This window comes from Xylophilus sp., assembly GCA_009914555.1.
GTDB lineage: Bacteria > Pseudomonadota > Gammaproteobacteria > Burkholderiales > Burkholderiaceae_C > WNDY01.
In genome coordinates this window covers 1-11,101 of the sequence record WNDY01000092.1, presented here as the reverse complement: position 1 = coordinate 11,101, position 11,101 = coordinate 1, and the positions used below count along the sequence as shown (strand labels likewise).

Here is an 11,101-nt window from a genome sequence, read left to right as displayed (position 1 = left end):
GCTTCGAAGCGACGCTAGGCGCGGATTTGTCCCAGATTCGTCCCAAGAAAAGCAATACAGGCGCCTAAGCGCCTGTATTTACAGTAGATTTTTTGGGGTGGCTGATGGGACTCGAACCCACGACAACAGGAATCACAATCCTGGACTCTACCAACTGAGCTACAGCCACCACAGGAACGGAATTATAGCCAGACTTCCGCGGCGTTCTGGCGAAAGTCGGGATGAATTCATCCGGCCAGCGCCGCGGCCGGCTTAGCTACCTTGATCTCGCCCTTGTAGCGCTTGCGCAGCAGCTCGTAGTAGGCTCGGCCTTCGGCGCCGGCCCACCACTGCTGATACTGCTGCCGGTCCTGCCGGGCCGCCTGCTCCGCGGGCGCCGGGCGCTCGACGATGCGGATCACACGCGCGATGACATAGCCGTTGCCCTTGAGGTCCACGCCTGTGAAGGACGGCAGCGATGCGGGCGCGGCGCGCAGCACGGCGTCGACCACTTCGCGCGGCAGCTGCTGCTGTGGCTGGTCGCGCGACACGGTCTGGATGGGCGAGAGCTTGGCGGCTGCCGCGTCGGCCCGCCAAGCCTTGAGCTTTTCCTCGCCGTCGGCCCGGGCGAGCGCCGCAGCCTTGTCGGCCACAACCTTCTTGCGGACCTGGTCCCGCACTTCGTCGAGCGGCTGGGTGCGCGCCGGGGTATAGGCGGTGATGCGACCGGACACCAATTCGTTGGTGCCGATCTCGACGGCTTCGGTGTTGCGCTTCTGGGCGATCGAGTCCTGCGAGAACAGCGCATCGAGAAAGCGCTGACTGGCCAGCGGACCGGTGGCGCCGGGTAGCGGCGTGCGCGATATGCCGCTGGCCGTCCTGATCTCCAGCTTCAGCTTGTCGGCCGTGGCCTTGAGGCTGTCGGCCTGCTCGTAGACGCCGTTGGAGAAGTTCTCGGCCACCTCGGCGAACCTGGCCGTGGCCTGCTGTTGGCGCAACTCGTCTTCGAGCTTGGGACGGACTTCCTCGAAGCTCGGGCGCTTGGGCACCTTGATGTCGGTGACCAGGATGATGTGGAAGCCGAAGTCCGACTCGACCACGTCGCTGATCGCACCCTTCTGCAGCGAGAAGGCGGCATCCTCGAACGGCTTGACCATCGCGCCGCGCGCGAAGAAGCCCAGGTCGCCGCCGTTGGCTGCAGAGCCCGGGTCCTGCGAGTTCTTCTTCGCCACATCGGCGAAGGTCGCGGGCGCCTTGCGCACCGCAGCCAGCAGTTCCTGCGCGCGGGCGCGGGCCTTCTCGCGGTCGGCGGCCGGCGCGTCCTTGGCGGCGGTGATCAGGATGTGGCTGGCGCGGCGTTCCTCCTTGCCGCCCAGGCGATCGAGGTTCTCGTTGTAATAGGTGCGCAGGTCGGCCTCGTTGGGCACGATGCCCTTCTTGACCGCGTCGAGGTTGAGCACCGCGTACTCGATGGCCGCCTGCTCGGGCGTCTGGAACTGCGCAGTGTGCGCATCGTAGTAGGCCTTCAGGTCGTCGTCGGTGGGCGTCACGCGTGGCACGTAGGCGGCAGGATCGAAGCGCGCGAGCTGCACTTCGCGGCGCTCATAGTAGGCGTCGAGCGACACGGCGGCCTGGGCCGCCGGCGCAAAGCTGCTGGTGACCGCGCCGCCGAGCACCTGGTTGACCGACAGGTCGCGGCGCACGCTGGCCTCGAAGCCTTCGGGTGTCAGACCCTGGGCGCCGACGAGCGCGCGGTAGGCCTCGCCGTCGAGCGTGCCGTCGGGCTTGCGCAGCGCGGCGATGGCCGGAATCTCCTGCAGACTGCGAGCCAGCTTGGCATCGCTCGCGCTCAGGTGCTCCTTCTGCGCCGCGGTGGCCAGCACGCGGTCGCGCACCAGGCGCTCCAGCGTCGCATAGCGCACGGCCGGCGAGTCGAGCAGCTTGGCGTCGATGCCGGGGTTCTGCGCGCGTAGCCGGTCGCTTTCCTGGCGGTGCGCATTGTCCCAGTCGGCCTGGGTGATGTCATGGCCATCGACTTTCGCGACCACGGCGCTCCTCTCGCTGAAGTAGTTGTTGTTGATGCCGACGAGCACGAAAGACGGCATGATCAGCAAGAACAACAAGAACATCACGATCTTGGAGTGCTTGCGGATGGATTCGAACATGGTCAGTCAATCGATCGTTGTCGCGGGCGGGCCCGCGGGATGGCAAAAAAGAAAGGCGAACTTTTGTTCGCCTTTGCCTGGAGCGGGTGGTGGGTGCTGACGGTCTCGAACCGCCGACCTACGCCGTGTAAGAGCGCCGCTCTACCAACTGAGCTAAGCACCCGCCTTCTTCAAACTTGTCAGTTCAGGGCATCCTTCAATGCCTTGCCTGGACGGAACTTCGGTACTTTAGCAGCCTTGATCTTGATGTTTTTGCCGGTGCGCGGATTGCGGCCGGTGCGGGCTGCGCGCTTGCCGACGGCGAAGGTACCGAATCCGACCAGCGACACGGTGCCGCCCTTCTTCAGGGTCTTCTTGACGGCTTCGATCGTGGACTCGAGCGCACGCGCTGCGGCAGCCTTGGAGATGTCTGCGTTGGTGGCGATGTGCTCAATCAGTTCGGTCTTATTCACAAAGGGCCCCTCGTACAGGAATGAGTTGATCAGGACGACGCTTCAGAATCTGGCCTCCATGCACACATGGCGCGACAGCACGGCATGCGGGGAAGGGAGGCGGGGAATGTCACGGCGACCGCCGTGCACCGCAGATTAGAGCCATCGGCCGATGTGGTGTCAATACGGGTCCCGCCGCAGCGGCAAGGAGGCGGATTCTAGCCCCGATCCCCCTGCCTTCCCTTGGGAAAGCCGCCGTTTTTTTCTGTAACGCGCCAACGCGATGCACGTGGCTCAGAGGATCTCCGCGATGGCCCGGCCGAGGTCGCCGGTGCGTGCATTGCCGCCGATGTCGGGGGTGCGCGGCGCACCGCTGGAGGGCACGAGCACCTGCTCGATCGCGCGCAGGATCGCGTCGTGCGCCTGCTTGTGGCCGAGGAACTCCAGCATCATCGCGCCACACCAGATCTGGCCGATCGGGTTGGCGATGTGCTTGCCCGCGATGTCGGGGGCCGAGCCGTGCACCGGTTCGAACAGCGACGGGAAGCGCCGGTCCGGGTCGAGGTTGGCGCTGGGCGCGATGCCGATGGTGCCGGTGCAGGCCGGGCCCAGGTCGCTGAGGATGTCGCCGAACAGGTTGCTCGCCACCACCACGTCGAAGAAGTCCGGGCGCTGCACGAAGTGGGCGGTGAGGATGTCGATGTGGAACTTGTCGACCTTCACGTCGGGATAGGCCCTGGCCGCTTCTGCCACACGCTCGTCCCAGTAGGGCATGGTGATCGCGATGCCGTTGGACTTGGTGGCGCTGGTCAGGTGCTTCTTCGGCCGCGATTGCGCAAGGTCGAACGCGAACTTCAGCACCCGGTCCACGCCGTGGCGCGACATGACCGTCTCCTGCACCACGATCTCGCGCTCGGTGCCCGGGAACATGCGCCCGCCGATGCTGGAGTATTCGCCCTCGGTGTTCTCGCGCACGATGTACATGTCGATCTCGCCGGGCTGGCGCGGCGAGCCGTCGCGGCGCACCACGGGCGCGACGATGCCGGGCATGAGCCGTGCCGGGCGCAGGTTGACGTACTGGTCGAACTCGCGGCGGAACCGCAGCAGCGAGCCCCAGAGCGAAACATGGTCCGGAATCTTGTTGGGCCAGCCGACCGCACCGAAGAAGATCGCGTCGTGGCCGCCGATCTGCTTCTTCCAGTCGTCCGGCAGCATCCGGCCGTGGCGCTCGTAGTAGTCCCAGCTGGAAAAATCGAAGTAGTCGAACTGCAGGTCGATGCCGAACCTGCGAGCGGCGGCGTCGAGCACGCGGACGCCTTCGGGCACGACCTCCTTGCCGATGCCGTCGCCGGCGATGACTGCAATGCGGTGCTTGCTCATGGATGTGTCCTCGGTGATGGATTCAGGCGTGCCGGAAGAACGCGCGGGCCTCGTCGAGCAGCAGCGCGGGCGCCTCTTCGGCGATGTAGTGGCCGCAGGGCAGCGCCTGCCCGTCGACCTGGTCGGCCCGCGCGCGCCACAGCGCCAGCACGTCGAAGTTGCGGCCTACGGCGCCATGCGCGCCCCACAGCACGCGCAGCGGCTGCGCGAGCCGGCGGCCGGCGGCGATGTCGGCGCGATCATGCTCCAGATCGATGCCGGCCGATGCGCGGTAGTCCTCGCAGATGCTCTCGGCCGTGCCCGGGAGGGCCGCGGCGCGTTCGTAGGCGGCCAGCGCCTCGGGCGCGAAGGCGGCCAGCCCCGCGTGGCGCGCGCCCATCACGCTGCGCACGTAGCGCGCAGGGTCGGATGCGATCAGCGTCTCGGGCAGCGGCGGCGGCTGGATCAGGAAGAACCAGTGCCAGTAGGCGCGGGCGAAGGCTTCGCCGGTGCGTTCGTACATGGCCAGCGTGGGAGCGATGTCGAGCAGCAGCAGGCGCTCGACCGCAGTGGGATGGTCGGCCGCGAGCCGATGCGCCACGCGGGCGCCGCGGTCGTGGGCCAGCACCTGGAAGCGGTCGAAGCCGTGGTGGCGCATGGCCGCGAGCGCATCGCGCGCCATCTCGCGCTTGGAATGGGCCGCGTGCGTTGCGTCCGGCGCGGGGCGGGCCGAATCGCCGTAGCCGCGCAGGTCCACCAGCACCAGCGTGAAACGCTCGGCCAGCGCCGGCGCCACGCGGTGCCACATCGCATGCGTCTGCGGGTGGCCGTGCAGCAGCAGCAGCGGCGCGCCGCGGCCGCCGCGCAGGCCGGCGATGCGCAGACCGTCGCGCTCGATGGTGAACGGGGTGAAGTCGTGGAAGTCGGCGAGCATGCGGCGCATTGTCGGCCGGCGGACGGGCCGCGATCAAGCAACAATGCGAACCGACATTCGTTCCAGATTGGAAACAACGCAATGGACCGCAGCGACCTCGAACTCATCCTCGCCGTGCAGCGCCAGCGCAGCCTGGCCGGCGCCGCGCGCACACTGGACCTGGCGCCCTCGGTGGTCACCAAGCGGCTCGCGGCCGTGGAGCAGCGGCTGGGCCACCGGCTCTTCGTGCGCACCACGCGGCGGCTTGATGCGACGGCCGAGGGGCTGGAGGTCTGCGCCCATGCACAGGAGCTGCTGCGGGGCTTCCGGCGCCTGGATGCCGCGCTGGAAGAGCACGGCAGCGCGCCGGCCGGCCCGCTGCGCATCGCGGCCACCTTCGGCTTCGGGCGGCGCTGGCTGGGGCCGGCGCTGGCCGACTTCCAGCAGCGCCACGGCGGCCTGCGCATCGATCTGTACCTGACCGAGCAGCTGCCGGACCTGCAGGCCGAGGGCTTCGATGGCGCCGTCTGGCTCTGGCAGGTGCCGCCTGCGCGCAGCGCGCAATGGACCAGCCGGCGGCTGGCCCGCAACCGGCGCGTGCTGGCCGCGGCCCCCGCCTACCTGGCACAGCGCGGCCGGCCGCAGACGCTGGACGACCTGCACGTGCACGACTGCCTGCGGGTGCGCGAGAACACGGCAGCGGGCGCGGACGTGTGGACGCTGCAGCGCGCCGGAGCACGCGAGGCGCGGCGGGTTCAGGTGCAGGGGCCGCTGGCGTCCAACTCGGGCGAGATGGTGCGCGACTGGTGCCTGGCCGGCCGCGGCATCATGCTGCGCAGCCTGTGGGACATCGCGCCGCAGCTGGCCGACGGCTCGCTGGAGCATGTATTGCCCGACTACGCGATGCACGATGCCGACATCCAGTGGCTCGCGCCCTGGCAGCCGCGCACGCCGCGCAAGCTGCGGCTGCTGGTGGACTTCCTCGCCGCGCGCTTCCGCGGCGAGCCGTGGAAGGCAGCTACCTGACCTTGGCGCGGATCTCGGGCAGCGCGCGGCGCAGGTAGTAGACCATCGACCAGACGGTCAGCACGGCGGCCGCCCAGATCAGCCAGGTGCCCCAGACGCCCGTGTCGATCAGGCCGAACAGCCGGCCGTCGTAGAGCAGGAACGGAATCGCGACCATCTGCACCGTGGTCTTGAGCTTGCCGATCATGTGCACGGCCACGCTGCGCGAGGCGCCGATCTGCGCCATCCACGCGCGCAGAGCCGAGATGGCGATCTCGCGGCCGATGATGGTGAGGCCGACGAACACGTCGGCGCGCCGCAGGTACACCAGCACCAGCAGCGAGGCGCAGACCAGGAACTTGTCGGCCACCGGATCGAGGAAGGCGCCGAAGGCCGAGGTCTGGTTGAGCCGCCGCGCAAGGAAGCCGTCGAGCCAGTCGGTGGCCGCGAACACGATGAACAGCACCGTGGCTACCAGGTTGCGGGTGGCCGGATCGAGTGGCGCGTAGAACACCCCCACGATGAGCGGGATCGCGACGATGCGCGTCCAGGTCATGATGGTGGGAATGGTGAAGAACATGGGCTGGATTGTGTCACGAGCGGGCCGGTCGTTCTCAATGGCCGGGCAGTGGGCCACTGCGGCGGCCGGCTTCGCCGCCGGGGCGCCGCCTTTCACATACTCCCGGGTCATACCCTCTATTGCGGACGTATTACACGCGCCTCAGGCCCATACTCCCCTATCGAAGCGCGCGGTAGATTTCCTCGGCCAGGTCGTGCGAGATGCCGTCCACTGTCGTCAGGTCGTCCACGCTGGCCGCGGCCACGCCGCGCACGCCGCCGAAGCGCTGCAGCAGCCGCGCCCGCTTCTTGGGACCGACGCCCGGGATCTCCTCCAGGCTGCTGCCGCCCACGCGCACCTTGGCGCGGCGCGCGCGCATGCCGGTGATGGCGAAACGGTGGGCCTCGTCGCGGATCTGGGCCACCAGCATCAGCGCGGCCGAGTCCTTGCCCAGATAGACCTTCTCGCGGCCGTCGGCGAAGACCAGTTCCTCCAGACCGACCTTGCGGCCCTCGCCCTTCTCGACGCCGACGATCAGCGACAGCGGCAACCCCAGCTCGGTGAACACCTCGCGCGCCATCGAGACTTGGCCGCGGCCGCCGTCGACCAGCACGAGGTCGGGCATGCGCACGCCCTGGGGCGCGGCGCCGCCGGCCTCGCGCACGGCCTGGGCAATCCTGCCGTAGCGGCGCGTGAGCACCTGGCGCATGGCCGCATAGTCGTCGCCGCCGGTGATGCCCTCGATGTTGTAGCGGCGGTATTCGCCGCTTTGCATGCGGTGGTTCTGGAACACCACGCACGAGGCCTGCGTGGCTTCGCCGGCGGTGTGCGAGATGTCGAAGCATTCGATGCGCAGCTCGTCGAGCCGCTCGCTGCCATCGAGGTCCACGAGGTCCAGCGCCTGGGCTAGCGCGCGGGTGCGGGCCTGCTGCGAGCCTTCCTCGGCCAGCAGCCGGGTCAGCTGGATCGCGGCGTTCTGCTGCGCCATCTCCAGCCAGACGCGGCGCTGCTCGCGCGGCGCGTGCACCGCGCTGACCTTCTGGCCGCTCTGCTGCGACAGCGCGGCCAGCAGCTCCGCGCCGACCGGCTCGCTGGTGATGAGCGAGGGCGGCACCGGCGACTCGATGTAGTGCTGGGCGATGAAGGCTTCGAGCACGCGCGCCTCGACCGACCCGGGCGCCGCGGCGGCGTCCTCGCCCTCGCCTTCCAGGCCGGCGACCTCGACCGCCAGCGCGCTTGCGTCCTCCACATGCACCGGGAAGTAGGCCCGGTCGCCCAGATGCCGGCCGCCGCGCACCATGGCCAGGTTGACGCAGGCGCGCCCGCCCTGCACCTGCACCGCGAGGATGTCGGCGTCCTTGTCGGATGCGGTCTCGATGGCCTGCTGGTGCAGCACGCGCGAGAGCGCGGTGATCTGGTTGCGCACTTCGGCGGCCTGCTCGAATTCGAGCCGCTCGGAGTGGGCCATCATGCGCCGCTCCATGGTTTGCAGCAGCTCCTGCGTCTCGCCGCGCAGCATGGCGTCGGCCTGGGCCACGTCGACCGCGTAGGCCTCGGGCGAGATCAGGTCCACGCAGGGCCCCGAGCAGCGCTTGATCTGGTAGAGCAGACAGGGCCGCGTGCGGTTGGCGAAGACCGTGTCCTCGCACACGCGCAGGCGGAAGACCTTCTGCAGCAGCTGGATGGTTTCCTTGACCGCCCAGGCGTTCGGATAGGGGCCGAAGTAGCGGTGCCGCTTGTCGACCGCGCCGCGGTAGTAGGCCATGCGCGGGTACCTCTGCCCGGCCGGGTCGCTGGCGGCGGCGGCGCGTCCGGGCATGCCGGTGATCTTGAGGTAGGGGTAGCTCTTGTCGTCGCGGAACAGGATGTTGTAGCGCGGGTTGAGCGTCTTGATGAGGTTGTTCTCGAGCAGCAGCGCTTCCGCTTCGGAGCGCACCACCGTCGTCTCCAGCCGCGCGATCTTGCCGACCATGTGGCCGGTACGCGTGCCGCCGTGGCTCTTTTGGAAATAGCTGGAGACGCGCTTCTTGAGATTGCGCGCCTTGCCCACGTAGAGCAGCGCGCCCTGGGCGTCGAAATAGCGGTACACGCCCGGCAGGGCGGGCAGCGCGGCCACCTCGGCCAGCAGCTGGTCGGAATGCACATCGTCGGACATGGGCGTATTGTCGTTGCGCCCTGCCCCACCCCGTTGCGCCGGGTTACAGCCGGAGCTGCTCCGCCGGCACCGGCGGCCCGAGCAGGTAGCCCTGGTCGAGGCCGCAGCCGCATTCGGCCAGAAAGGCGCGCTGGCCCTCGGTCTCCACGCCCTCGACCACCACGCCCAGGACCAGGCTGCGGGCCAGCGCGATGACGGTGCGGGCGATGGCCGCATCGTTGGCGTCGGTGAGCACGTCGCGCACGAAGGGCCGGTCGATCTGAGCCGGTCCAGCGGCAGCCGCTTGAGGTAGGACAGCGACGAGTAGCCGGTGCCGAAGTCGTCGAGCGCGAAGCCTGCGCCCGGGGCCGTGAGCCGGCCGATGCGGTCGACGATGTCGTCCACGTCGCCGAGCAGCATGCTCTCGGTGATCTCCAGCTTGAGCCGCTGCGGCTTCGCGCCCGCGGCCTCCAGCGCGGCCAGCACCTGCCGCACGAAGTCGGGATGGTGGAACTGCCGCGCGCTCACGTTGACCGCGATGGTCAGCCCCCGCGTGGCCGGCTCGGCGGCCCACTGCATGGCGCAGCAGTTCGTCCACGCCGCCCGCGCCCGGGCCGAACATCGCCACGCCGATGCTGGCCGTGATGCGCCAGGGGTGGTCCTGGATGTCAAACGGCACGGCGAAGGCCGCCAGCAGCCGCAGGGTGTCGTTGAGGTCCTTGAAATGGTCCAGGTCCGCCAGCAGCAGCGCACCCCACTGCCCCGCGGCCACCATCGCGTCGCGGCTGTGCGCGAGCCGCCGGGCCAGGCGCTGGCGGTTGGGCAGACCGGTCAGCGCATCGAAGAAGGCCAGCCGGCGGACGGCCTGCTCGGCCTCCTTGCGGGCGGTGACGTCGCTCTGCACCGAGACGTACTGGCAGACCCTGCCGGCCTCGTCGCGCACCGGCTGGATGCTGAGGCTGACCCAGTAGGGCCGACCGGACCTGATGTAGTTGAGCAACTCGATGCCCTCGACCGCTTGTCGTGCTGCAGCGCTTCCTGCAGCCGGCGGGCGACGTCGGGATCGGTGCCGGGGCTGTGCTGGAAGGCGCCGGCCCGCTTGCCGCGGCAATCCTCCAGCGTCCAGCCGGTGATGCGCGTGTAGGCCAGGTTCACCCATTCGATGCGCCGGTCGGGGCCGGTGATCACGACCCTGTTGGTCGCATGCTGCATCACCAGTTCCATGCGGCGCAGCTGGCAGTGTCCCCCGCAGCGCCATGAAACTATCCATTCGACGGTGCCAGCATATTTTTGACAATTGACCCACTGTCGAAAGACCGCCGGGACAATTACAATTTGAAACTCCACGTCCTCAAACCGCCCTCCCTCGTGGATTCATGCCCGCCCGCCACAACCTGACCAACATGAAGCCGCCGGCCGCTGCCGTGCGCATGGGCACCGATCTCGCGCGTGTGCAGGTCGTGGAAGACGCGCTGCGCCATTTCGGCATGCGCTACCTCCAGCGCATCTACACCGAACGCGAGATCGCCTATTGCGGCAGCAGCCCGGCCGAGATGCCGCGCCGCCTGGCCGCACGCTTCGCGGCCAAGGAAGCCTGCATCAAGGTTCTGCGGCCCGCGCAGCGCTGGCTCGACTGGCGCAGCATCGAAGTGGTGCGCCAGCCGGCCGGATGGGTCGGACTGGCCCTGCACGGCCCGGCCCGCGCTCTGGCGCGGCGCGAGCGCATCGCTCAACTGTCGCTGTCGCTGAGCCACGAGGACGACTACGCCATCGCCGTGGTGGCCGCAATGGTCGAGGCCGGTCATCCTTCCCATCGACCACCGAGAAAACTGCATTGAGCACCGACACCACCGCCGCCATCCGTACCGTGCTGGCCCGGCACGGCCGCCTGTCGACCGACGTCACCGCCTTGGCCGACGAGGCCGACCTGTACCGCAACGGCCTGACCTCGCATGCCAGCGTGAACGTGATGCTGGCGCTGGAGAACGAATTCGACGTCGAGTTCCCGGACCGCATGCTCAAGCGCGGCGTGTTCGGCAGCATCGCCAGCATCCGCGACGCGGTCGAGGAACTGGCGGGATGAGCATGCAGGCTGTCGCCGCGGCCCACCGCATCGGCGCCGAGGTCGCCGCGCGCCATGCCGACGGCGTGGACCGGCAGGCGCGCTTTCCAGCCGAGGCCGTCGGCACATTGCGCGAGGCCCGCCTGCCGTCGGCCGTGGTGCCAGCCGCGCTGGGCGGCAGCGGTCATTCCTTGCGCCGTACAGGTCGCGGGCGGCGCTTCACGCTGGACACACCCAACAGCGTCGGCCGCCACCTGCGCGACCTGCTCTCAGCCCGGATGATCGGCAACGGCCGCATCCACGCCGGGGGCGCCGCCTTGCTGCAAGTTCATCAAAAGATCTGAACCGACGCATGACGAAGACCTACGTGTCGCATCCCGGACGATCATATAGCCGCTTATGGAACAGATGCGGGTGAGTCTGATACCAGTTCTTCATGGCCTGCATGGGCGTCTTGCTGCCCAGCGCTGACTGCGGCAGTTGCTGGTTGTACA

Annotated in this window: 10 protein-coding genes, 2 tRNA genes and 4 pseudogenes; 4 read left to right on the top strand and 12 right to left on the bottom strand. The window is 68.7% G+C overall.

The genetic code is table 11. The features are described 5' to 3' along the window. Window positions 1-93: 93 nt before the first annotated feature. The 6 genes from GAK38_RS22380 to GAK38_RS22355 all read right to left on the bottom strand — a co-directional run bounded on the left by GAK38_RS22380 (window position 94) and on the right by GAK38_RS22355 (window position 4,868). A tRNA-His gene (locus GAK38_RS22380) sits at window positions 94-169 on the bottom strand. A gap of 58 nt (window positions 170-227) precedes the next feature. Then, a complete protein-coding gene (locus tag GAK38_RS22375; protein WP_325347116.1) occupies window positions 228-2,144 on the bottom strand; it encodes a SurA N-terminal domain-containing protein in 1,917 nt (638 codons plus the stop codon). 87 nt (window positions 2,145-2,231) lie between these two features. Then, a tRNA-Val gene (locus GAK38_RS22370) sits at window positions 2,232-2,307 on the bottom strand. A gap of 16 nt (window positions 2,308-2,323) precedes the next feature. Then, window positions 2,324-2,596, bottom strand: coding sequence for an HU family DNA-binding protein (locus tag GAK38_RS22365; RefSeq protein ID WP_325347115.1), 273 nt, complete (start codon window positions 2,594-2,596; stop codon window positions 2,324-2,326). 273 nt (window positions 2,597-2,869) lie between these two features. Beyond that, entirely contained in the window at window positions 2,870-3,955 is a 1,086-nt protein-coding gene (locus GAK38_RS22360) for a tartrate dehydrogenase (protein ID WP_325347114.1), read from the bottom strand. A gap of 22 nt (window positions 3,956-3,977) precedes the next feature. Continuing rightward, window positions 3,978-4,868: an alpha/beta fold hydrolase gene (locus GAK38_RS22355; RefSeq protein WP_325347113.1), complete on the bottom strand. Its 891-nt coding sequence runs from the start codon at window positions 4,866-4,868 to the stop codon at window positions 3,978-3,980. An 81-nt stretch (window positions 4,869-4,949) separates the two neighbouring features. Here GAK38_RS22355 and GAK38_RS22350 point away from each other — a divergent pair, with 81 nt between their 5' ends. Beyond that, window positions 4,950-5,873 carry a LysR substrate-binding domain-containing protein gene (locus GAK38_RS22350; protein ID WP_325347112.1) on the top strand — a complete coding sequence of 308 codons (924 nt, stop codon included), beginning with the start codon at window positions 4,950-4,952 and terminating at the stop codon, window positions 5,871-5,873. Here GAK38_RS22350 and pgsA read toward each other — a convergent pair. From pgsA to GAK38_RS24040, 5 genes and pseudogenes are all read right to left on the bottom strand, one after another. Continuing rightward, the gene (gene pgsA / locus GAK38_RS22345; protein WP_325347111.1) at window positions 5,866-6,432 is read right to left on the bottom strand and encodes a CDP-diacylglycerol--glycerol-3-phosphate 3-phosphatidyltransferase; all 567 of its coding nucleotides are present in this window, start codon (window positions 6,430-6,432) and stop codon (window positions 5,866-5,868) included. The genes GAK38_RS22350 and pgsA overlap by 8 nt on opposite strands. Before the next feature lie 157 nt (window positions 6,433-6,589). Continuing rightward, window positions 6,590-8,566, bottom strand: coding sequence for an excinuclease ABC subunit UvrC (uvrC, locus tag GAK38_RS22340; protein WP_325347110.1), 1,977 nt, complete (start codon window positions 8,564-8,566; stop codon window positions 6,590-6,592). Between the two features lie 43 nt (window positions 8,567-8,609). Next, window positions 8,610-9,118, bottom strand: a pseudogene (locus GAK38_RS22335) (EAL domain-containing protein); the annotation flags it as partial. A gap of 139 nt (window positions 9,119-9,257) precedes the next feature. Next, window positions 9,258-9,545, bottom strand: a pseudogene (locus GAK38_RS22330) (diguanylate cyclase domain-containing protein); the annotation flags it as partial. Window positions 9,546-9,592: 47 nt separating this feature from the next. Beyond that, a pseudogene (locus GAK38_RS24040) lies at window positions 9,593-9,757 on the bottom strand (hypothetical protein); the annotation flags it as partial. 164 nt (window positions 9,758-9,921) lie between these two features. Here GAK38_RS24040 and GAK38_RS22320 point away from each other — a divergent pair. Genes GAK38_RS22320 through GAK38_RS24035 form a run of 3 tightly spaced genes read left to right on the top strand, consistent with a single transcriptional unit; the run spans window position 9,922 to window position 10,951 of the window. Continuing rightward, window positions 9,922-10,383, top strand: a complete 462-nt coding sequence (locus GAK38_RS22320) for a holo-ACP synthase (RefSeq protein WP_325347109.1) — start codon at window positions 9,922-9,924, stop codon at window positions 10,381-10,383. Continuing rightward, on the top strand, window positions 10,380-10,628 hold the full coding sequence (locus GAK38_RS22315; RefSeq protein ID WP_443089262.1) for an acyl carrier protein: 249 nt from the start codon (window positions 10,380-10,382) through the stop codon (window positions 10,626-10,628). The genes GAK38_RS22320 and GAK38_RS22315 overlap by 4 nt, the downstream gene beginning before the upstream one ends. Further along, window positions 10,625-10,951, top strand: coding sequence for a hypothetical protein (locus tag GAK38_RS24035; protein ID WP_443089261.1), 327 nt, complete (start codon window positions 10,625-10,627; stop codon window positions 10,949-10,951). The genes GAK38_RS22315 and GAK38_RS24035 overlap by 4 nt, the downstream gene beginning before the upstream one ends. Before the next feature lie 19 nt (window positions 10,952-10,970). On the opposite strand, the pseudogene GAK38_RS22305 reads toward GAK38_RS24035, so the two are convergent. Next, a pseudogene (locus GAK38_RS22305) lies at window positions 10,971-11,101 on the bottom strand (IS481 family transposase); the annotation flags it as partial.